Origin of the sequence: Marilutibacter maris (genome assembly GCF_006546735.2) — a bacterium.
Taxonomy (GTDB): domain Bacteria; phylum Pseudomonadota; class Gammaproteobacteria; order Xanthomonadales; family Xanthomonadaceae; genus Marilutibacter; species Marilutibacter maris.
Genome location: NZ_VICD02000084.1, coordinates 1 through 19,395, shown reverse-complemented (window position 1 = coordinate 19,395; position 19,395 = coordinate 1). Strand labels below are relative to the sequence as shown.

16 protein-coding genes and 1 pseudogene are annotated in these 19,395 nt (G+C 69.4%); 9 read left to right on the top strand and 8 right to left on the bottom strand.

From position 1 onward, the window contains the following. The first annotated feature begins 52 nt into the window (after positions 1-52). From frmR to fghA, 3 genes are all read left to right on the top strand, one after another. Positions 53-328, top strand: a complete 276-nt coding sequence (frmR, locus tag FKV24_RS06000; RefSeq protein WP_111267693.1) for a formaldehyde-responsive transcriptional repressor FrmR — start codon at positions 53-55, stop codon at positions 326-328. 88 nt (positions 329-416) lie between these two features. Beyond that, positions 417-1,526 (top strand): S-(hydroxymethyl)glutathione dehydrogenase/class III alcohol dehydrogenase, encoded by a 1,110-nt coding sequence (locus FKV24_RS05995; protein WP_111267692.1) that lies wholly within the window; start codon positions 417-419, stop codon positions 1,524-1,526. Positions 1,527-1,744: 218 nt separating this feature from the next. Further along, positions 1,745-2,584: an S-formylglutathione hydrolase gene (gene fghA / locus FKV24_RS05990; protein ID WP_111267691.1), complete on the top strand. Its 840-nt coding sequence runs from the start codon at positions 1,745-1,747 to the stop codon at positions 2,582-2,584. A 66-nt stretch (positions 2,585-2,650) separates the two neighbouring features. Here the strand turns inward: fghA and FKV24_RS05985 are convergent, their stop codons facing one another. Together FKV24_RS05985 and FKV24_RS05980 are read right to left on the bottom strand one after the other, a co-directional pair. Continuing rightward, on the bottom strand, positions 2,651-4,828 hold the full coding sequence (locus tag FKV24_RS05985; protein WP_141481723.1) for a Tle-like phospholipase domain-containing protein: 2,178 nt from the start codon (positions 4,826-4,828) through the stop codon (positions 2,651-2,653). Next, complete coding sequence (locus FKV24_RS05980) at positions 4,803-5,786, bottom strand: ankyrin repeat domain-containing protein (protein WP_141481722.1); 984 nt, start codon at positions 5,784-5,786, stop codon at positions 4,803-4,805. The genes FKV24_RS05985 and FKV24_RS05980 overlap by 26 nt, the downstream gene beginning before the upstream one ends. Before the next feature lie 251 nt (positions 5,787-6,037). Here FKV24_RS05980 and FKV24_RS05975 point away from each other — a divergent pair, with 251 nt between their 5' ends. From FKV24_RS05975 to FKV24_RS05965, 3 genes are read left to right on the top strand one after another with little or no spacing between them, the layout of a single operon-like run. Continuing rightward, positions 6,038-6,361 carry a putative quinol monooxygenase gene (locus FKV24_RS05975; RefSeq protein ID WP_111267688.1) on the top strand — a complete coding sequence of 108 codons (324 nt, stop codon included), beginning with the start codon at positions 6,038-6,040 and terminating at the stop codon, positions 6,359-6,361. 21 nt (positions 6,362-6,382) lie between these two features. After that, the gene (locus tag FKV24_RS05970) at positions 6,383-6,742 is read left to right on the top strand and encodes a VOC family protein (protein ID WP_141481721.1); all 360 of its coding nucleotides are present in this window, start codon (positions 6,383-6,385) and stop codon (positions 6,740-6,742) included. Continuing rightward, positions 6,732-7,268: a GNAT family N-acetyltransferase gene (locus tag FKV24_RS05965; RefSeq protein ID WP_141481720.1), complete on the top strand. Its 537-nt coding sequence runs from the start codon at positions 6,732-6,734 to the stop codon at positions 7,266-7,268. The genes FKV24_RS05970 and FKV24_RS05965 overlap by 11 nt, the downstream gene beginning before the upstream one ends. Positions 7,269-7,294: 26 nt before the next feature. Here the strand turns inward: FKV24_RS05965 and FKV24_RS05960 are convergent, their stop codons facing one another. The 4 genes from FKV24_RS05960 to FKV24_RS05945 form a co-directional block, all read right to left on the bottom strand. Next, a complete protein-coding gene (locus FKV24_RS05960; RefSeq protein ID WP_111267686.1) occupies positions 7,295-7,639 on the bottom strand; it encodes a hypothetical protein in 345 nt (114 codons plus the stop codon). Between the two features lie 341 nt (positions 7,640-7,980). Further along, positions 7,981-11,415 (bottom strand): amidohydrolase family protein, encoded by a 3,435-nt coding sequence (locus FKV24_RS05955; protein ID WP_249040938.1) that lies wholly within the window; start codon positions 11,413-11,415, stop codon positions 7,981-7,983. 425 nt (positions 11,416-11,840) lie between these two features. Then, on the bottom strand, positions 11,841-12,785 hold the full coding sequence (locus tag FKV24_RS05950; RefSeq protein ID WP_141481719.1) for a DegV family protein: 945 nt from the start codon (positions 12,783-12,785) through the stop codon (positions 11,841-11,843). A 146-nt stretch (positions 12,786-12,931) separates the two neighbouring features. Beyond that, a complete protein-coding gene (locus FKV24_RS05945; RefSeq protein ID WP_141481718.1) occupies positions 12,932-13,558 on the bottom strand; it encodes a 2-hydroxychromene-2-carboxylate isomerase in 627 nt (208 codons plus the stop codon). A 114-nt stretch (positions 13,559-13,672) separates the two neighbouring features. Here FKV24_RS05945 and FKV24_RS05940 point away from each other — a divergent pair, with 114 nt between their 5' ends. Further along, on the top strand, positions 13,673-15,346 hold the full coding sequence (locus tag FKV24_RS05940; RefSeq protein ID WP_141481717.1) for a sensor domain-containing diguanylate cyclase: 1,674 nt from the start codon (positions 13,673-13,675) through the stop codon (positions 15,344-15,346). A gap of 86 nt (positions 15,347-15,432) precedes the next feature. Here the strand turns inward: FKV24_RS05940 and FKV24_RS05935 are convergent, their stop codons facing one another. Together FKV24_RS05935 and FKV24_RS05930 are read right to left on the bottom strand one after the other, a co-directional pair. Further along, positions 15,433-16,740, bottom strand: a complete 1,308-nt coding sequence (locus FKV24_RS05935; protein ID WP_111267682.1) for an amidohydrolase family protein — start codon at positions 16,738-16,740, stop codon at positions 15,433-15,435. Continuing rightward, a complete protein-coding gene (locus tag FKV24_RS05930) occupies positions 16,737-18,197 on the bottom strand; it encodes an amidohydrolase (RefSeq protein ID WP_141481716.1) in 1,461 nt (486 codons plus the stop codon). Before FKV24_RS05930 ends, FKV24_RS05935 begins: the two co-directional genes overlap by 4 nt. Positions 18,198-18,398: 201 nt before the next feature. Between FKV24_RS05930 and FKV24_RS05925 the strand changes: the two genes are divergently transcribed. Together FKV24_RS05925 and FKV24_RS05920 are read left to right on the top strand one after the other, a co-directional pair. Then, entirely contained in the window at positions 18,399-19,175 is a 777-nt protein-coding gene (locus FKV24_RS05925) for an AMP nucleosidase (protein ID WP_141481715.1), read from the top strand. Continuing rightward, positions 19,172-19,395: pseudogene (locus FKV24_RS05920) on the top strand (GNAT family N-acetyltransferase); the annotation flags it as partial. The gene FKV24_RS05925 and the pseudogene FKV24_RS05920, both read left to right, overlap by 4 nt.

Genomic DNA, 19,395 nt, shown 5'->3' with positions numbered 1-19,395 from the left:
AGTATCATCTATATACTGTACCCCAGTATTGTTCATTGACCGGAGCCGTCGCATGCCGCACTCGCCGGAAGAAAAGAAGAAGGTGCTGGCGCGGATCCGCCGGATCCGTGGCCAGACCGAGGCGCTGGAGCGCGCGCTGGAGGGCGGTGCCGAGTGCGGGGCGGTGTTGCAGCAGATCGCCGCCATCCGCGGCGCGGTCAACGGACTGATGTCGGAGGTGCTGGAGTCGCACATCCGCGAGGAGTTCAGTCATGCCGCCGCCTCCGAACAACAGCGGGGTGCCCGCGTCGGCGAGGTCACCGCGTTGATCCGCGCCTATCTGAAATAACCCCCGTCCAACATCCCGGCCGATGCGTCCGCATCGGCCTCATGCACACATACATGCACACGAACATGCACATGAACCAGGAGTCGCCATGAAGAGCCGTGCCGCCGTCGCTTTCGAAGCCGGAAAGCCCCTGCAGATCGTCGAACTCGACGTCGAGCCGCCGCGCAAGGGCGAAGTGCTGGTCAAGATCAGCCACACCGGTGTCTGCCACACCGATGCCTTCACCCTGTCCGGCGACGATCCCGAAGGCCTGTTCCCGGCCGTGCTCGGCCACGAGGGCGCCGGCGTCGTGGTCGAGGTCGGCGAGGGCGTGACCAGCCTGAAGCCGGGCGATCATGTGATCCCGCTGTACACCGCCGAGTGCGGCGAGTGCCTGTTCTGCAAGTCGGGCAAGACCAACCTGTGCACTTCGGTGCGCGCGACCCAGGGCAAGGGTGTGATGCCCGACGGCACCACCCGCTTCTCCTACAACGGCCAGCCGGTGCATCACTACATGGGCTGCTCGACCTTCAGCGAGTACACCGTGGTCGCCGAGGTCTCGCTGGCGAAGGTCAACCCCGAGGCCAACCCCGAGCAGGTCTGCCTGCTGGGCTGTGGCGTGACCACCGGCATCGGCGCGGTCCACAACACCGCCAAGGTGCAGGAGGGCGACAGCGTCGCGGTGTTCGGACTGGGCGGAATCGGTCTGGCGGTGATCCAGGGCGCGCGCCAGGCCAAGGCCGGGCGGATCATCGCGGTCGACACCAACCCGGACAAGTTCGCGATGGCGAAGCAGATGGGCGCGACCGACTGCGTCAATCCGAAGGACCACGACAAGCCGATCCAGGAGGTCATCGTCGAGATGACCGGTTGGGGCGTCGACCATTCGTTCGAGTGCATCGGCAACGTCAACGTGATGCGCGCGGCGCTGGAATGCGCGCACCGCGGCTGGGGCCAGTCGGTGGTCATCGGCGTCGCCGGGGCCGGCCAGGAGATCAGCACGCGGCCGTTCCAGCTGGTGACCGGGCGCAAGTGGATGGGCACCGCGTTCGGCGGCGTCAAGGGCCGCAGCCAGCTGCCGGGCATGGTCGAACAGGCGATGGCCGGCGAGATCCAGCTGGCCCCGTTCGTGACCCACACCCTGCCGCTGGAGCGGATCAACGAGGCCTTCGACCTGATGCACGAGGGCAAGTCGATCCGCACCGTGATCCACTACTGACCCTGTCCGCTTGCTCCCGCTCAAGGGAGGCGCATCGGCAGGATTGCCTGTTTCGACGGCACAGCCGCCCCGTGAGGGGGGCACATGGATGTGACGAATCCATGTGCCCCGGGGGCGGTGCGGGTATCCGCGGCCGCCGCCATCCCAGGCTTCTGCAGCCGACGCGCGCGCATTCATTCCGCCGCTGGAAGAAACGGAAAAGAAAAGCGAGAACCTCAATGCAACGCATCGAATCCCATGCCTGCTTCGGCGGCACCCAGGAAGTCTGGCAACACCGGTCCGGCGTGCTCGGTTGCGAGATGCGCTATGGCATCTACCTGCCGCCGCAGGCCGCCGATGGGGACTGCCCGGTGCTGTACTGGCTGTCGGGGCTGACCTGCAACGAGCAGAACTTCATCACCAAGGCCGGCGCGCAGCGCTACGCCGCCGAGCATGGCGTGATCCTGGTCGCGCCGGACACCAGTCCGCGCGGCGAGGGCGTAGCCGATGCCGACAGCTACGACCTCGGCCAGGGTGCGGGCTTCTACCTCAACGCGACCCAGTCGCCGTGGGCCGCCCACTACCGCATGCACGACTACGTGGTCGATGAGCTGCCGGCGCTGGTCGACGCGCATTTCCCGACCACCACCGCGCGCGCGATCAGCGGTCATTCGATGGGCGGACACGGCGCTCTGGTCGCCGCGTTGCGCCATCCGGGACGCTACCGCAGCGTGTCGGCGTTCTCGCCGATCGTCGCGCCGACCCGGGTGCCGTGGGGCCACAAGGCGTTCGGCGCCTACCTGGGGCTGGATTCGGAGAGCTGGCGCGAATGGGATGCCTGCGAGCTGATCATCGGCGCCCGGCCCGGCACCGACCGGTTGCCGTTGCGGGTCGACCAGGGCGAGGCCGACGAATTCCTCGACAGTCAGCTGCAACCGACCCGGTTGCAGGCCGCCTGCGAGGCCGCCGGGCATCCGCTCGACCTGCGCATGCGCGCCGGCCACGACCACAGCTACTACTTCATCGCCAGCTTCATCGGCGAACACATCGCGCTTCACGCGCAGGCGCTGCGCGGTTGAGAACGCGGGCATGGCTCAGGCCGCGCGAATGGGTGGCCTGAGCGTGCCGTAGCGGGCGCGTTGGCGTCAGCGCGCCATTTCCGCCTGTTGCGCGGTCTGCTGCTGTACCTGCACGGCGTCCTGCTGCTCGCGGGCCGGGTCCATGCGCTCGCGATGCGCGGCGACCTCGCGGTCCCATCCGGCCCGAGAGGCCGGATCGACCTCGCCGGCCAGCAGCCGGTCCAATCGCTGATGGGCATCGGCGGCGGCCGCTGACGAGTAGGCCGGAGCGGCATTGTCCACGCCGGCACGGGTCTGTTCCCCGGCCGTCGGAGTCTGGCGGCCCTGCAGATGTTCGCGCGCGGTCTGTTCGACTTCCCGGATGCGCTGATCGAGGCTCGGCAACACCGTGTCCGGCATCGAGTGGCGCGCGGTGGCTTCGCCCGCGGCTTCCCCCACCTGGCCGAGGAAGCGCCGGGTGCTCAGCAGATTGACCACGCCTGGCACGGTCCTGGGGTCGTGCAGGGCGACCGCCGTTGTCACCCCGGTCGCCGTGCCGCCGACCATCGCACCATACGCGGGCGCCTGCCGGCCGGTCTGGCACAGGGCGTCGCCGCCGCGATCGAGCGCCTGGTCGACCTCGGCGCCGTGGCGTTCGTAGCGATTGCGGACCTGTTCGCCGATATCGCGGCCGAGCCCGCTGGCCCGGTCGCCGAGCTCGCGCGATCCGGTCCGGGCCGATTCCGCGGATTCGCGCCCCTCGCGCAGGTCGCTGACGGCCTCGGCGATACGGCGGCGCTGCGCCTGCTCGCCGGCCTGTTCGATGCGCTCGGCGCTGTCGCGCAAACGCTCGCCGAGCGAGTCGGGCAGCCAGTCGCCGATGCCGCGCAGGGCACCGGACTTCAGGTCCGCCCGGGTCTTCTCCAGGTAGCCCTCGGCCAGGTTGATCGTGGCACTGATTCTCGACCCCGCTTCGTGGGTCTGGGCAACGACCTCGCCGCCCCAGCGTATCGCGGTTCCGGAGGCCTCGCCGACGAAGCGCGCCGAGCCGTCGCCGACCGCGCCCAGGGTCATGTTGTAACTGCGATACAGATCGCCGACGCCGTCCATCGAGCGGCCGGTCGAACAGAAGGTCCATTCGATGCCTTCGCCGGCACGCTGGCCCGCGCGCGCACCGTGGGCAGCCACATGCAGGCTGGTCAACAACGGCGCCGCATCCGGAATCAGTTCGCGCAGCGAGGGAATGTCACCGCGTGCGACCGGGCCGGTGTCGCCGTTGGTCATCGCCGCCAGTCGCGGCTGTTCCTGGCCGGCGGCCAGCGGCAGCTCGCGCAGCAACTGCGCGGTGTCGCGCTCGGATATCCGCTCCAGGAAGGCTTCGACGACCGGGTGCGACGACGGCGAGATCTGGCTGCTCATGTGCTGCTGGAGCAGGGCGCGTGTCTCCGGCAGCTCACGACTCAGCTCGGCCGTCTCGCGGATCAAGCCGGCCATCTGGAGGTTCTGGAGCGTCCCAAGCGAGGTCAGGTTCTCCTGGACGCCGTCGGTCAGCACCTCGCCCTCGACCTGGTAGGCGCGGACGGTGCGGTCGGTGTCGTGGGCGCGAACCTCCGGGTTCTCGCGGACGAAGCGCGCGATGGTCTCAGGGTGCAGCCCGGCAGAATTGAAGGTGGTGGACGGGGCGCCGGTCACCGCCGACATTGCCGAACTCATGCCGCCGCCGAGCGAATGGCCGGCGGTTTCGAATTCCAGGCCGGCACGCTGCAAGCGTGCGCCCAGATCCATCGTGCGGTCGTAGTAGTCGGTCTGCAACCCGACCGACTGCGGGAAGTTGTTGCCGATGAAGTCCTCCGCCGTGCTGTCGACCAGGCCGTCGGCCGTCATCACCTCGCCGCGCGAACCCTTGAACACCACCGTGGGCTGGTAGCCGGGGCCGAGTACGCCCGCGTCGGGCAGATAGATCTCGGCACGAAACTTGGAATCGGGCGGCTGCAGCAGCCTGAGCAACTCGTCGCTGCTGTAGTCGCCAAGCCGAGGCGTCAACGAGCGTAACTCGTCCAGGTGTTCACTGGCGCGTTTCCAGCCGGGCGGCGGCTCGCCCAGGTGCATGGCGGCGGCATAGACATCGTCGGCCAGTCCCGCCATTTCGCGGTCGTGATAGAGCTGGCGCAGGGCATCGGCCTGGCGCCGGGTCTCCGGGTTGTCCTGGGCCCGCAATTCCCCAAGCAGGGCCTGGCGCTCACGGTGTTCGGCAGGGGTCGACATCGAATTCTTCCTTGGTGTCGGTCATGGTGCTGCCGGGGCCGGGCAGCGGAATATCCTTCTCCTCGGTCGGGCAGCCGAAGTCCGCACGGGTCTTGCGAATGGTGTCGGACATCCTTTCCGGCTGCGGATAACCGTGCTCAAGCAGCCAGAGCTGGCATTTGCGCTGCCATCGGCGGCCATTGGCCGTCTTTGCAGGGTACCAGTAGATATCGTCGATAACCTGTGACTGTGGAGGCGGCAGCATGCGGTTGTGGTCGGCCGGGTCCATCGGGTCGGCACCGTGCTCGAGCAGCCAGTACACCTTGTCGAAGTTGGCGAAGGCAGCGTAGTTGCCGATGATCGAGGCCCCCGGACTGGCCCGGCCGGTGACCTTGGCGCCATGCTCGACCAGCATCTGGATCGACGACCAGGGCGCGCCGTTGACCTTGGCGTAGTACAGCATCGTTTCGATACCCCGGGTCGGGGTATTCGGATCGGCGCCGTGCTCCAGCAGCAGCTTGAGATAGGTCTGGTCTTCCAGCGGGGCGGCGACCTGCAATGCGGTGATGCCGAGGAAATAGGTGCCGCCGCTGCCGTCCTCGTAGTGGGTGACATGTTGGTCGGGGCTGCGCGCGTTCGGGTCGGCGCCGTTGTCTAGCATTGCCTTCAGTCCCTCGGGGCTGCGGGTCAGTACCGGCCAGGCGACCAGGGGAAGACGGTCGTTCTGCTTGCCGAAGAACAGGTCCGGGTCGACGCCTTCCTCGCGCATGAGCCGACGTACTTCATCGGCCTGGTTGAGCTCGGCCGCCACCGCCAGCGCCTGCGCCTGCGGGTCGTCGAAGACGCCCGCCGCCCGTTGCCGCGCCAACGCCTCGGGCGTGCTCGGCAGCCCCGCCCAGCAGCCCGTCAGCAGGCCATACAGCAGCAGACTGCACAGCAGCCTGCCGATCCATCCGTGATAAGCGCTTGTGGGCGTCATGTCCGCGTTCGCAGGGAGATCCGCCGGCTACGATAGGGTGGCGGCATGTCGAATATCAACGTGCGCGCCTGCGCGGACAAGTCCGTGAGCGTTGTTCACCGGGCGATACGCATGCGATACGCGCATCGACCCGGTTGCGATCGCTGGCCAGGCGGCAGTCGGCGCGGCGGCGAGCTGTCCCTTTCTGCATATCGCCTGCGATGCGAAGGCGGGGTATCGTTGCGCGCATCCACAGGTGACAGGCGGTGCCAATGTCCAACGAAGACCTGGTCTTCTACGTCAAGCTCCACGTCAAGCCCGAGCGCGTCGATGAGTGGCGCGAGGCGGTGACGGAGATCATCGAGAAGATGTCGCGGGAAGACAGCTTCGTGTCCTGCCAGCTGCACCGCGACGCGCAGGATCCGAACCTGTTCACGCTCTACGAGCGCTGGCGCGAACCCTCGGTCGAGGTGTTCCTGCAACGCCAGGCCAAGCCGTATCGCGAAGCTTACGAGGCGCGGCTGCCGGAACTGCTGCAGCGGCCGCGCGAACCCGCCGTGCTGGTGCCGCTTGGCGAATGGCACCGGCGCGACTGAACAGATCCGCCAGGAGATCACATGCCTAACGACCGCACGATCAACTACATCGAATTCGCCGCCGCCGACCTGGAGACGGTCAAGGACTTCTACTCGAAGGCATTCGGCTGGCGTTTCACCGACTATGGTCCGGACTACACCGCCTTCAACGACGGCGGAACCGACGGCGGTTTCTACCGTGCGCCACTCAGCTCCAGTGCCGCCGCCGGCGCCGCTCTCGTGGTGTTGTATGCCGATGATCTGGAGGCGACGCTGGAGACGGTGACCGCCTGCGGCGGCAAGGTGGTCAAGCCGATCTTCGCGTTCCCGGGGGGGCGTCGCTTCCACTTCGCCGATCCGGCCGGCAACGAGCTGGCGGTGTGGTCGGATCGTGGCGGCTGATCGCGGCACGCGTGTCCGCCTGCGCGATGCGACGCCGGATGATCTGACCCTGCTGCGCCACTGGGACGAACAGCCGCACGTGGTCGCGGCCGACCCCAACGACGATTGGGGTTGGGAAACCGAGCTGCGACGTCGTCCCGACTGGCGTGAACTGCTGATCGCCGAGGTCGATGAGGGCGAAGGCTGGCGGCCGCTGGGCTTCATCCAGATCATCGACCCCGCGCGCGAGGACAGCCATTACTGGGGCGACGTCGCCGCCGACCTGAGGGCGATCGACATCTGGATAGGCGAGGCCGTCGATCTCGGTCGCGGGTTCGGCACCGAGATGATGCGGCAGGCGCTGGCGCGCTGCTTTGCCGCGGACGGCGTGGCGGCGGCGCTGATCGACCCGTTGGCCTCGAATACCCGTGCGCACGCGTTCTACCAGCGCCTCGGCTTCCGTTTCGTGGAACGGCGCTGGTTCGGCGATGACGACTGCCACGTCTACCGCCTCGACCGCGGCGACTGGTCGCGACAAGGCGTGTAGGAGCGGCGTAAGCCGCGACAGGGCGCTCAGGCCGCGGTGACGTCGCGCAGTTGCCAGTGGCGCCCGGCCAGCAGCCGCAGCCGGTGCTTGAGCACGTCGCCGGGCAACGAGGTGGTGACGACCAGGTCGATATGCAGATCGTGCTGCTTGCCGGCCACCGTCGCCTGCGGATCGGTCGCGCCCAGGGTGGGATCGACCTCGTCGGGCTCGTCCTGCATAAGCCGCCAGCGTTCGAACAGCGCGTCGTGGCGCAAGGCCTCCTGCAACTGCTCGGCGAAGGCATCGCCGCCCTGGGCGGTGAACGACAGCGACGGCTCGTCGCCGCGCGCGGCGTTGCTGTCGGGGAGCGAGAGATAGTAGCGCGTCGCCATGGGATCCTTTCCTGTGCTGGGCCAGTGACAGGTTAGGGCATCGAATATTCGCTACGCGTCAAGCCGCCCAACCGCCGCTCCCTGCCAGGCGAAACGAAGGGACCTCCGAGAACGACACGAGTCGGATGACCGTAGGAGCGGCGCAAGCCGCGAGGGCCTTCCCATGAAAGCCCCGTCGCGGCTTACGCCGCTCCTACAACACAAGGGCCCGGGCGCAGCCCCCAGAGTCAGGTGCGAATGGGGATGTGGAGGCGCAAGCACGCCCGCAGGCGCCGAGGCCTGCATGGCAGACCCCGGGCGATATCCGGGCGCAGCCGGATATCGCCCCGGATATCGTCTCGTCAATGCACGTGTCCGCCCGGTGCTCCGTGGCCCTTCGGGCAGTGGCAGATCGCGGTCGGTCCGAATTCCAGGCCGAAGGTCTGGCCGTCGCGATGGCGCTGCCAGTAGAACTGCGGCGCCGCCTCGCCATGGTTGCCGACCTCGGCCATGTCGGCGTCGACATCGAACAGGCGACCGTCGACCATCACGTAGCGGGTGTCGATGGTGCTGCGGATGTTTTCCAGCGGATTGCTGTTGAGCACCACCAGGTCGGCCTGCTTGCCGGCCTCGATCGAGCCGATCTGCGAGGACAGGCCGAGCAGGTCGGCGCCGTCGAAGGTCGCCGCGCGCAGCGCCTCGAAATTGCTGAAACCGCCCTGGGTCAGCATCCAGGTCTCCCAGTTCGGCGACAGGCCCTGCAACTGGCCGTGCCCGCCGACCTGGATGCGGATGCCGGCATCGCGCAGGGTCTTGGCCGCCTTGGCCACCTCGATGTGCCAGTAGTCCCAGTCCGGCGCGGTCTCGCGGCGGATGCTGCGCGCGTCCAGGGTTTCGCGCGGGAAGAAGCGGTTGAGCTTGGGGTCCTCCCAGACGTTGTCGCGGGCGTACCACCAGTACTCGCCGGACAGGCCGCCGTAGCTGACCACCAGGGTCGGCGTGTTGCGCACGTCGGTCTGCGACCACAGCTGCACCACATCCTTGTACAGCGGAGCGACCGGCAGGTTGTGCTCGATGCTGGTGGCGCCGTCGAGGATCATCGTCATGTTGTGGTGGAAGGTGCTGCCGCCTTCCTCGACCACCAGCATGCCCAGCTCGCGCGCGGCCTGGTTGATCTGCTGGCGCTGCTCGCGGCGCGGCTGGTTGTAGCTCTTGACCGAGAAGGCGCCGTTGGCCTTCATCCGCGCCAGGTGTCCGCGCGCGTCGTCGAGCGAGTCGACCACCGCCTTGAAGTCGCCATCGGCGCCGTACAGGATCGTGCCGGTCGAGAACACCCGCGGGCCGACCATGCGCCCGGCCTTCTGCAGCTCGCTCTCGGAGAACACGAACTCGGTCGTCGCCGATGGGTCGTGCATGGTGGTGACGCCGAACGCCAGGTTGGTGTAGTACGCCCAGTTCTGCTGCGGCACCACGCCCTGGCCGAAGTGCGCGGCGTGCGCGTGCACGTCGATGTAGCCGGGCACGATGGTCTTGCCGCTGGCATCGATCACGTGTGCGCCGGCCGGTACCGGGACGTCGGCGCCGATCGCGGCGATGGTGTCGCCGCGCACCACCAAGGTGCCGTGCTCGATCACTTCCTCGTTGTTCTCGGCGTCGCGCATGGTGACGATGCGCGCATTGGTGAAGGCGAACACGTCCTTCGGCGTATCGACCGGAACCTGCAGGCCGACTTCGATGCCGCCGTCGTTGCTCGGTTCCGGCAGCGTCGCCGGGGCGCCGGGCAGGAACGCGAAGCTGTCCTTCAGCGCGCGCGAGAAATAGCGGTCGCCGACCATCCAGTGCAGCGAGCGGCTGTCCGCACCCCAGTGCAGATAGCTGCCGACGTTCTCGGTGACCCGGGTCACCGGCACCGCCTTGGTGTCCTTGCTCAGCTCGACCGCCTTGCCGGCGGTGGCCAGCGGCGCGACATAGGCGTTGAACAACTCGGTGAACGCGACCCATTGCCCGTCCGGCGACAGACTGACCGAGTCGACGTACTTGAGGTTGAAGACCTCGCGCGGGTCCTCGCCGCGCAGGCCGACCGACATCAGCTTCTTCTCCAGGCCGCCGCCGGTCAGGTAGTAGATGCGCTGGCCGTCGGCGCTGAATTGCGGCGCCTCGCCCGAGTCGGCGACCCGCACCGGGGTGCCGCCGCCGGCCGGGATCACGTAGACGCCGCGGTCGCCCGACCACAGCGAACCGGTCAGGCCGCCGCCGCCGGACTTGCTGTAGACGATGCGGCGACCGTCGGGAGAGAAGCGCGGCCCGTAGTAGAAGCCCTTCTCCTGGGTCAGCCGGCGACCACTGCCGCCGCCGTCGGCGCTGCGCACGTAGATCGCGCCCATGCCGGCATCGGACCAGGTCGTGTACAGCAGCTGGCGGCCGTCGGGGCTGAAGCTGGGCTGGTACTCGTAGACGTTGGCGCTGGAGGTCAGACGCTCGGGGCGGCCGTCGGGCAGGCGCTTGCGCCACAGCTGGCCGACCGCGTGGAACACCATCGTGCGACCGTCGGCGCTGGTGGCGACGTCGCGGATCATCTTCGGGGTGAAACGATCCTCGTCGATGTGCTGGCTGAAGCGCAGCGGTTCGGCCACGGTCTGCTCGACGCTGGCGGTGAACGGGATGTTGTCGGCGCGGCCGCTGCCGATGTCGACCCGCCACAGCCTGCCCTGCGCCCAGATCACCACCGCGCGGCTGTCCGGGGTCCAGTCGAAGTTCGCGTACGGACCGAAGATCGCCCAGGCCTCCTGCTGGTCGTGCGAGAGGCCGTCCCAGACCGGGCGCACCTCGCCGCTGGCCAGGTCGAGCACGTGCAGCACCGACTTCTCGCGCACGCGCTTGACGAAGGCCAGCGAACGGCCGTCCGGGGACGGCTGCGGGCGCACCGCGCCGCCTGGGGTGGCGAGCAGGGTCTCGACTTCGCCGGTCTCGCGGTCCAAGCGCTTGATCGCATAGATCACCGCGTGCGGGTTCTTGTTGTACTGGAAGCTGGGACCGGGGCTGACGTCCTCGGAGAAATAGACGTGGCGACCGTCCGGCGACAGCGCCGGCTCGCCGAGATCCTGCTGGTCGTTCTTCTTCTCGGTCAGCTGCAGACCGCCCCCTGCCGCGGCGCCGCTGGCGTGGTACTGCCACAGCTCGCCGGCGCCGAGCGAGCGCTCGGAAGTGAAGTGCTTGCGGCCGATGATGAAGCGCCCGTCCGGGGTCCAGGCCGGGTTGTTGAGCAGGCGGAAGTCCTCCTGGGTCACCTGCACCGGGTTGCGGCCATCGACACCGATGCGCCACAGGTTGTTGCCGCCGCCGCGGTCGGAGGTGAAGGCCAGTTCGCGACCGTCGGGCGAGAACCGCGGCTGCACGTCCCAGGCCGGGCCGGAGGTGACCCGCTGTGCGCGGCCGCCGCCGATCGGCAGGGTGTAGAGGTCGCCCAGCAGCGAGAACGCGAGGGTGCGGCCGTCCGGCGACACGTCCACGTCCATCCAGGTGCCCTCGTCGGTCTCGAAGCGCACGGTCCTGACCGGGCCGTGCGGCGCGTTGACGTCCCACTTGGCCTCCACGTCCTCACCCTCGATGTGGCCGCGGCCGCGCGCGGTCTGCGTCGACGCCTTGGCCGGATCGTTGCCGACGGGGTCGAGTGCGTCCTGTTCCAGCTGCGCGTCCTCGTCCCTGTCGGTGGGCGGCGCATCCTGCGACCAGGCGGGCAGGGCGGGAACGGACAGCGCGCTGGCAAGCGCGACGGCAAGCAGTCGGCGGGACATCATCTGTGCGGGTTCCAGGACAAAAGACCCCGCAGCCTAACCCGACCAGCGGCCGCCGGCATCGGGCCGAAAGTCGTACCCGGCACGGCCGCAGGAGCGGCGCAAGCCGCGATCGGGTTCATCGGGAAGGCCCATCGCGGCTCACACCGCTCCTACAGGGATCCCGAGCCCCAACGACGACCAAGCCGTAGCCCAGCCTCTTGCCCCATATCCGCGTTCCAGAAAATCGTAGGAGCGGCGCAAGCCGCGATCCCCGGGCTGCGCCCGGGAATCCCCAAAGTTTGCTGCGCAAACCTTGGGCCCCGCCGTTGCGCTACCACACCCCCATTCGTGCCTGCGGCACGAATCGCCCCCTCACTCAGGGGGCTGGGGCGCCGACCATGCCGTAGCAGCGACGTAAGCCGCGATAAGGGTATTCGTGCGGCGCGCTAGTCGAACGACGGCACCCGCTCGGCGGCGAATCCGACCACCAGCGCGCCCTTGCCGACGTTGACCATGCCGGTCAGGCTCATCACGCTCTCGAACAGCTCGATGTTGTTGTCCGCACAGGCCCGCTTGAGGTCCTGGTAGCCCGGCAACATGCGCATCTCCTCCAGCTCGCCACCGTAGCTGAGGCAGACAGTCGGGGTCATCAGCCCGGCCTGGACCTGCCCGATGGTGACCTGGAGCAGCTTCTCCACCGCCGGCTCGAAGCCCTTGATCTTGGCGGTGGGGCCGGTCTCGCCGCGATACGCGTGCAGTACCGGCTTGATGTCCAGCGCGCTGCCCAACGCCGCGCTGAGCAGGCTGACGCTGCGGTCGTTCTTCTTGCGGGCCCGCGCGCGCAGGTAGTACAGGTCGCGCGGGATCATGTAGCCGTGGGTGTGCAGGGCCAGGTGCTCGAGCCGGGTGCGGATCTTCGGTGCGCCCTCGCCGGCTTCGCGCAGGCGGATCGCCTCGACCGCGGTGATGCCCTGGGCGGCGAACAGATTCTGGGTATCGATCACCCGCAGCGCGAACGGGGTGGTGTTGCCGGCGGCCGCGCGCGCGCTCTTGTAGTCGTTGAGGATCGCGAAACCGGCCTGCTGGGCGTTGTCGAAGATCGGGCTGCGCGACTTGGTGATCGTCATGCAGAACACGTAGTCGTAGTCGATCACCAGCCGCTCCAGGAACAGATCGTGGATCTGCTGGACGCTGAACGGCATCGTCTCGGCCTCGGCGCCGCGCTCGGCGACGTGGGCGTGCAGGAACTCCAGCGTCGCCTGCTCGTTGCGATGGTCGGCCAGCACCGCCTCGCCGATCCTGACCGTGATCGGCAGGATGGTGACGTCGTGCTGTTGCAGGTATTCGAGCGGCAGGTCGCAGGCGGAGTCGACGACGAGTCCAATGCGCATATGCGATCCAGACGGTCAGGGAAGCGGATTGCGGTCAGGATAGCGCCGAACTGCGGGCACGCTCATGTTGCGCTGCGGCACCCTTTGCCCGCGATCGCCGTCACGACCCGTGGCCGACGCTCTGTCCGCAGCCCCGTCACGCGCGTTCAGCCGCGCGGCTGGACCGCGACCGGCAGCGTCGATACGCGCCGCATCTCGGCCGAATCGAGCAGGCCGGGGTCGGCCTGCACGGCCATCGCGAAGTCGTGCGCATCGTTGCCCCAGAACATTTCCCCGCCGACCGCCAGGGTCGGGACCCCGTACACGCCGGCCGCCAGTGCGCGCTCGGTGTTCGCGCGCAGCGCGTCCTTGACCTCGGCCCGGTCGATCGCGTCGGCGTCCTGCCCCAGCGCCCGCGCCAGCGGGGCGATCGCGGCGGCGCTGTCGGCCGCCTCGCCCCGGCGCCAGATCGACTCGAAGATCGCATCGACGGCCTCGACCCCACCGCCGGCGGCGAGGCACAGCCGCAGCGACGGCAGCGGGTTGAACGGGTGCGCCGGCGGGAACCGCAATGTCACGCCCTCACGCCCGGCCTGCCACAGCACGTGGCGATAGGTGAACTCGCGCTTGCCCGGAATCTCCGCCGGCCCCTTCTGTCCGCGCGCGGCCAGTACCGCGGCGAACACGATCGGGACCGGTTCGATCGCCACCCCGGCCCCGTGCAGGGCCCGGATCTTCTGCCAGTGCAGGTAGGCGAACGGCGAGATGAAGTCGAAGTACCAGCTCAGCGGCATCGGGGGGCTCCGGTTCCGACGGGGGGCTTCCACGATACGCGATGCGTCCGTCGGCCCGGACTTGCGGTGACGGCGATCGCGACCGAGACTGGCGGTGGGGTAACCGGGGTCGCGATGAGCCGAGTCTTGCTTGTGCTGCTGATGATCCTGCTGGCTGGCTGCGCGCGCCAGGATGGGGCCGGCATCCGCTCGATCGATCGCCATGTCGACGACCGCCTTCCGGTGGCTGCCGCGGACCTGTCCGCCGATCGCGTGGTCGCCGCCGCCGATGCCCGGTTCCAGCCGCTGGCGCGGACCGAGCACCTGGCCGGGGCGGTCGATGGCCGCGGTTGGTGGCGGCTGCGTCCGGAGCCGTCGACGGCCGGCGCATCGGCGACGCACGGTCGCGGGCGCCTGTTGCTGGTCTATTACCCGTACAGCGCCCGGGTCACCGTCGCGTTGCCGCCGGACTACCGGCCACGCAGCGCGTCGATCTTCACCCCCGAGCCCGACCCGGCCTATTCGCGGCGGGCGCTGGTGTTCCCGTTCGAGGGCGACGGCCCCCTCTACGTCGGCGTCGAATCCGCCCGCTACCCGTTGCCGGTCGAAGTCCGCGACGCCCACGACTATGCGGTGCAGGACCAGGCCCACGCGCGCCTGTTGTGGGGCAGCGCGGGCATCCTGATCGGGGTGTCGCTGGCGGTGCTGCTGTTCTGGTCGCTGCTGCGCGAGCGCGTCTACCTGCTGTTCGCGCTGAGCATGGCGCTGCAACTGTTGTACGTGCTGTGCGCCTACGGCGACGCCTACAGCCTGCCGGCGCTGGCCTGGCTGGGACGGTTCGGGGTCGAGGGCATCTGGTTCGTCGCCACCTCGTCGACGATCGTGACCGTGCTGTTCCTGATCGAGTTCGGCGAACTGCGGCCGCGGGCGCCGCGGTTGAGCGGGATCCTCGGCTGGGTCGGCGCGCGGCTGCCGGGCCTGTTGCTGATCGCACTGGTGCTGCCGTGGCCGGCCTACAAGGGCTGGTTCCCGCCGCTGGGCAACGGCCTGCTGCTGCTGGCCAACCTGGTCGCCATCGTCACCCTGGCGGTGGCCTGGCTGCGTGGCAGTCGCCACGCCGGCTTCGTGCTGATCGCCTGGGTGCCGATGATCAGCGTGTCGACCGCCCGCACCGTCCAGCTCGGCGCCGGCATCCCGCTGACCCCGTGGCTGGAGTACGGCCTGCCGCTGCTGATGGCCTTCGCCGCGGTGGTGCTGGTGCTGGGACTGGCCGACCGGATGCTGACCTTCCGCCGCGAACGCGATGCCGCGCAGCGCCACGCCGAGCGCGACGGTCTTACCGGCGCCTACAACCGCGACGGCATCACCGCGCGCCTGGGTCATGCGCTGAACGAGACGCGGCGCCTGCATCAGCCGCTGGCGGTGCTGTTCCTCGACCTGGATCACTTCAAGGCGATCAACGACAACTACGGCCATCCGATCGGCGACGCCTGCCTGCGCGCGGTGGTCGAAGTGATCCGCGACCAGGCCCGGCTCGGCGATCAGCTCGGCCGGGTCGGTGGCGAGGAGTTCCTGCTGTACCTGCCGGGCGCGACGCTGGCCGCGGCGCGCGGCACCGCCGAACGGTTGCGCTCGGAGGTGCAGACGCGCTGTCGCGAGGTGATGGGGGCGCCGGTGCGGCTGACCCTCAGCATCGGCGTTGTCGAATGCGAGCCGCGCGACACGGTCGAATCGCTGATCCGGCGCGCGGACGAGGCGATGTACCGGGCCAAGCACGCCGGCCGCAACCAGGTCGTGGTGCTGGCTTAGGTGCCGGGAGTGAGAAAATGGAAGTGAGGAGTGAGAGAAAGGCAAACGCCGAAGCTTTTCCTCTCGCTCCTCGTTTCTCACTCCTGTCACTCACCTCCGGCCGGGTAGGCGCGCGGCAGGCCGCCCTGGTCGCGCGGCAGTTGCGGGCGCAGGTAACGGTCGCGCAGCTCGGTCTGGCGGCTGCGCATCGGCACCGCCTGGCCGTTCATCCAGACCTGCAGCGCCACTGCGTCGACCTCCAGCGGGTCGCCGCTCCACAGCACCAGATCGGCGCGGCGGCCGACCGCGATGGCACCGACCCGGTCGGCCACGCCCAATGCCTGCGCCGGCACCGTGGTCAGTCCGGCCAGGCCCTGCTCCCACGGCAGGCCGTGGGCGACCGCGTTGCCGGCCAGCTGGCGGATCTTGCGCGCGTTATGCGAGGCGTCGCCGCCCTGGCTGAAACCGACCTGGACCCCGGCCGCCGCCAGCCGCGCGGCGTTCTCGAAGCTGGAGTGGATCGCGTCGAAGCTGGACGGCAGGTTGGCCAGCGGGTCGACGAACACCGGAACCTTGGCCGCGGCGATGTCGGCCGCCAGTTGCCAGGCCTCGGCGCCGCCGGCGATCGCGATCCGCACGTTCTGGCGTTTGGACCAGCGCAGCAGCTGACGGATGTCGGCGGCGCGGTCGATGCCGACCATCACCCGGCCGCCGCCGTCGAGGTAGCGCAGCAGGCCGCGGCGCCCGGCGGGGGTCAGCAGGGCGCTGTTGGCATCGAGCGGAATGCGCCCGCGGGCCTCGTCGATCAGCTGGTCGAGCAGCATCCATTGCGCCGCCCGCGACTTGCCGCTCAGGCCCGAGGCCTGGCTGCCCAGGCGCACGAACAGCACCCGGTTGCCGATCGGGTCGGCGCTGCCGTCCAGCCGCACCACGCCGCCCTGGCCGCCGATGATCGAGCCGCCCTCGGGCGTGCCGGCGCCGAGCAGGGTCCAGCCGATGCCTTCGATCCGGCTGACCGGGATCAGGACCGAGGCGGGGTTGTAGGCGAGGGTGACGTCGAACTCCGGCCGCACCACCATCTGCTTGGTTTCCGCGCCCAGCGCCAGCGAGGCGTCGACCGTGCTTTCCTCGGCCGAGACCTCCTCCAGGCCGATTTCGGTGATGCCGCCGAACAGGGTCGGGGTCAGCGGCCGGCCGCCGGCATCGACCACCCGGACCCCGGCCGGGGCGGCCAGGCCGTTGCCGATCGCGCGGATCGTGCCGGCGCCGATCAGCACATCGGCGTTGTCGAGCGTGCCCTGCGCGGTCGCGGTGTGGACGCGGGCGTTGCGGACCAGCAGGTCCTGGGCGGGAGCGCCGGCCGAGGCCAGGGCGAGGACGGCCGCGGCCAGCGCGGTCAGGGACAGGCGCTTCATTCGACACCTCCGGTCATGCCGGCGCGGTCGCTGGCGCCGTGGCCGAGCATGAAGTCCGACGCCGGTTGTCGCGCCGGGTCGGCCAGGTCGTACACCCGCGCGCCGTCGACGTAGACCTGTTCGGCTCGGGCGTAGACGCTGAACGGGGTGCGGTTCCAGACCACCACGTCGGCCATCTTGCCCGGCTCCAGGGTGCCGGTCCGGTCGAGGATGCCCAGCGACTTCGCCGCGTTGGCGGTCAGCCAGCGGATCGCGCGCTCGGGCGGGATCTCGATCCCGGCCAGCCTGGCGTGGGCGATCACCTTGGCCGCCTCCTGGTTCAGCCGCTGGATGCCCTCGGCGGAGTCGGAGTGGACGATCGCGCAGCTGCCCTCGGGGCGGTCGACCAGGGCGATGTTCTCCTGGATGCCGTCGAAGGCCTCCATCTTGAAGCCCCACCAGTCCGCCCACAGCGCGCCGCAGGTGCCGGCCTCGGCCAGCCGGTCGGCGATCTTGTAGGCCTCCACGCCGTGGTGGAAGGCGGCGATCTTGAAGCCGAACTCGTCGGCGAGGTCGAGCATGGTCATCATCTCGTCGGCGCGGTAGCAGTGGATGTGCACCTGGATGTCGCCGTTGATCGCTCCGGCCAGGGTGTCGAGCTTGAGGTCGCGCTTGCCGCCGGTGGCCTGGTCGCTGTCGGCGCCGTTGCCGTCGCCCTGCCACCAGCGGCGCTTGCCGCCGTCGCGGGACTTGGGCGTGTTCTTGGCCAGGTACTCGGCGGCGTCGATGAAGGCCGCACGGTAGCCGGCGACGTTGCCCATGCGCGTCCCCGGCGCGGTGCCGCGGCCGCCGTAGACGCGCTTGGGGTTCTCGCCGCAGGCCATCTTCAGGCCCCACGGCGCGTCGGGGAATTTCATCGCCTGGTAGCTGGTGGCGGGCACGTTCTTCAGGGTCACGCCGCGGCCGCCGACCAGGTTGGCGCTGCCGGGCAGGATCTGCAGCGAGGTCACGCCGCCGGCCAGTGCGGCGGCGAAGCCCGGGTCCTGCGGCCATACCGAGTGTTCGGCCCAGACGTTGGCGGTGACCGGCGAGGTCATCTCGTTGCCGTCGCTGTGGGCGTTGACCCCGGGGCTGGCATAGACGCCCAGATGCGAATGCACGTCGATGATGCCCGGGGTGACCCACTTGCCGGTGCCGTCGACGAGGGTCGCCGCGTCCGCCGAAAGCCCCTGGCCGACCTCGACGATGCGGCCGTCGCGCATCAGCACGTCGGCGCCGTCCAGACGCTGGCCGGTGCCGGTCAGCACGGTGGCGTTGCGGATCAGCACCGGCGGCGAGGCGATCGGCCGGTAGGTGCTCGGGTACGGGTCGTCGATGAAGCGCGGCTTCGCGCCGTCGCGGTCGGCGGCCGCGGCGGCGCCGCAGGCCAGGGTGGTGGCGAGCGCCACGGCGAGTGCGGCGTGGGCGGTTCGGAACATGCGGGCATTCCCCTGGTTGCGCATGGCGTGTTGCACATGGCGTGCACGTGATGTGGCGCGGAAGACAACCTTGCGACCGTAGAGGCCGCCATCGGCGGTGCCAACCCTGACGAAGGTCATGGGCCGTGCCCTCCGGGCGGCGGCGAGGGTCGCGATACCCCATAAGATGGGAGGATTCCCCCGACCGACCGCGATGCCGAGATGAAGAACAAAGAAGAAATCGTCGAAAACTGGTTGCCCCGTTACACGGGGGTACCGCTGGATGCCTTCGGCGACCACATCCTGCTGACCAATTTCGGCGGCTACCTGGATGTGTTCGCCCGCCTGACCGGGGCCGAGGTGGTCGGCCTGGACCGGCCGATGCCCAGCGCCACCGCCGATGGCATCACCCTGATCAACTTCGGCATGGGCAGCCCCAACGCCGCCACCGTGATGGACCTGCTGTCGGCGATCTGCCCGAAGGCGGTGCTGTTCCTGGGCAAGTGTGGCGGCCTGAAGAAGAAGAACGCGCTGGGCGACCTGATCCTGCCGATCGCCGCGATTCGCGGCGAGGGCACCAGCGACGACTACCTGCCGCCGGAGGTGCCGGCGCTGCCGGCGTTCGCGCTGCAGCGTGCGGTGTCGACGACGATCCGCGACCTCGAGCACGACTACTGGACCGGTACCGTCTACACCACCAACCGCCGGGTCTGGGAGCACGACGAGGCGTTCAAGGAACGGCTGCGCGCGATGCGCTGCATGGCGATCGACATGGAGACCGCGACCGTGTTCGCCGCCGGCTTTGCCAACCGGATTCCCTGCGGCGCGCTGTTGCTGGTCTCCGATCAGCCGATGATCCCGGAGGGGGTCAAGACCGAGGCCTCCGACGCCAGGGTCAGCGCCAACTACGTCGACGCCCACATCAACGTCGGCATCGAGGCGCTGCGGCTGATCCGCCGCCACGGCAAGTCGGTGCGCCACCTGCGCTTCGACGAATGAGCGCCGGCGACGTTGTCGAAACCCGGGTCCGTGCCGCCACCGCGGCCGATGCCGCCGCGTTGGCGGCGGTCGGCGCGGCCAGCTTCCTGGAGGCCTTCGCCGGGGTGCTGGACGGGGCCGACATCCTCGCCCACTGCGCGCGCCAGCATGCCGAGCCGGTCTACGCCGACTGGCTGGCGCGCGCCGACACCGCGCTGTGGCTGGCCGAGACCGGCCGCGG

Coding starts and splice junctions, on each gene's coding strand:
- FKV24_RS05980 (WP_141481722.1), bottom strand. CDS start 5,786: ATGACGCCCACAAGCGCTTATCACGGATGGATCGGCAGGCTGCTGTGC.
- FKV24_RS05970 (WP_141481721.1), top strand. CDS start 6,383: ATGCCTAACGACCGCACGATCAACTACATCGAATTCGCCGCCGCCGAC.
- frmR (WP_111267693.1), top strand. CDS start 53: ATGCCGCACTCGCCGGAAGAAAAGAAGAAGGTGCTGGCGCGGATCCGC.
- FKV24_RS05935 (WP_111267682.1), bottom strand. CDS start 16,740: ATGAAGCGCCTGTCCCTGACCGCGCTGGCCGCGGCCGTCCTCGCCCTG.
- FKV24_RS05975 (WP_111267688.1), top strand. CDS start 6,038: ATGTCCAACGAAGACCTGGTCTTCTACGTCAAGCTCCACGTCAAGCCC.
- FKV24_RS05940 (WP_141481717.1), top strand. CDS start 13,673: ATGAGCCGAGTCTTGCTTGTGCTGCTGATGATCCTGCTGGCTGGCTGC.
- FKV24_RS05995 (WP_111267692.1), top strand. CDS start 417: ATGAAGAGCCGTGCCGCCGTCGCTTTCGAAGCCGGAAAGCCCCTGCAG.
- FKV24_RS05960 (WP_111267686.1), bottom strand. CDS start 7,639: ATGGCGACGCGCTACTATCTCTCGCTCCCCGACAGCAACGCCGCGCGC.
- FKV24_RS05950 (WP_141481719.1), bottom strand. CDS start 12,785: ATGCGCATTGGACTCGTCGTCGACTCCGCCTGCGACCTGCCGCTCGAA.
- FKV24_RS05925 (WP_141481715.1), top strand. CDS start 18,399: ATGAAGAACAAAGAAGAAATCGTCGAAAACTGGTTGCCCCGTTACACG.
- FKV24_RS05985 (WP_141481723.1), bottom strand. CDS start 4,828: ATGTCGACCCCTGCCGAACACCGTGAGCGCCAGGCCCTGCTTGGGGAA.
- FKV24_RS05930 (WP_141481716.1), bottom strand. CDS start 18,197: ATGTTCCGAACCGCCCACGCCGCACTCGCCGTGGCGCTCGCCACCACC.
- FKV24_RS05945 (WP_141481718.1), bottom strand. CDS start 13,558: ATGCCGCTGAGCTGGTACTTCGACTTCATCTCGCCGTTCGCCTACCTG.
- fghA (WP_111267691.1), top strand. CDS start 1,745: ATGCAACGCATCGAATCCCATGCCTGCTTCGGCGGCACCCAGGAAGTC.
- FKV24_RS05955 (WP_249040938.1), bottom strand. CDS start 11,415: ATGATGTCCCGCCGACTGCTTGCCGTCGCGCTTGCCAGCGCGCTGTCC.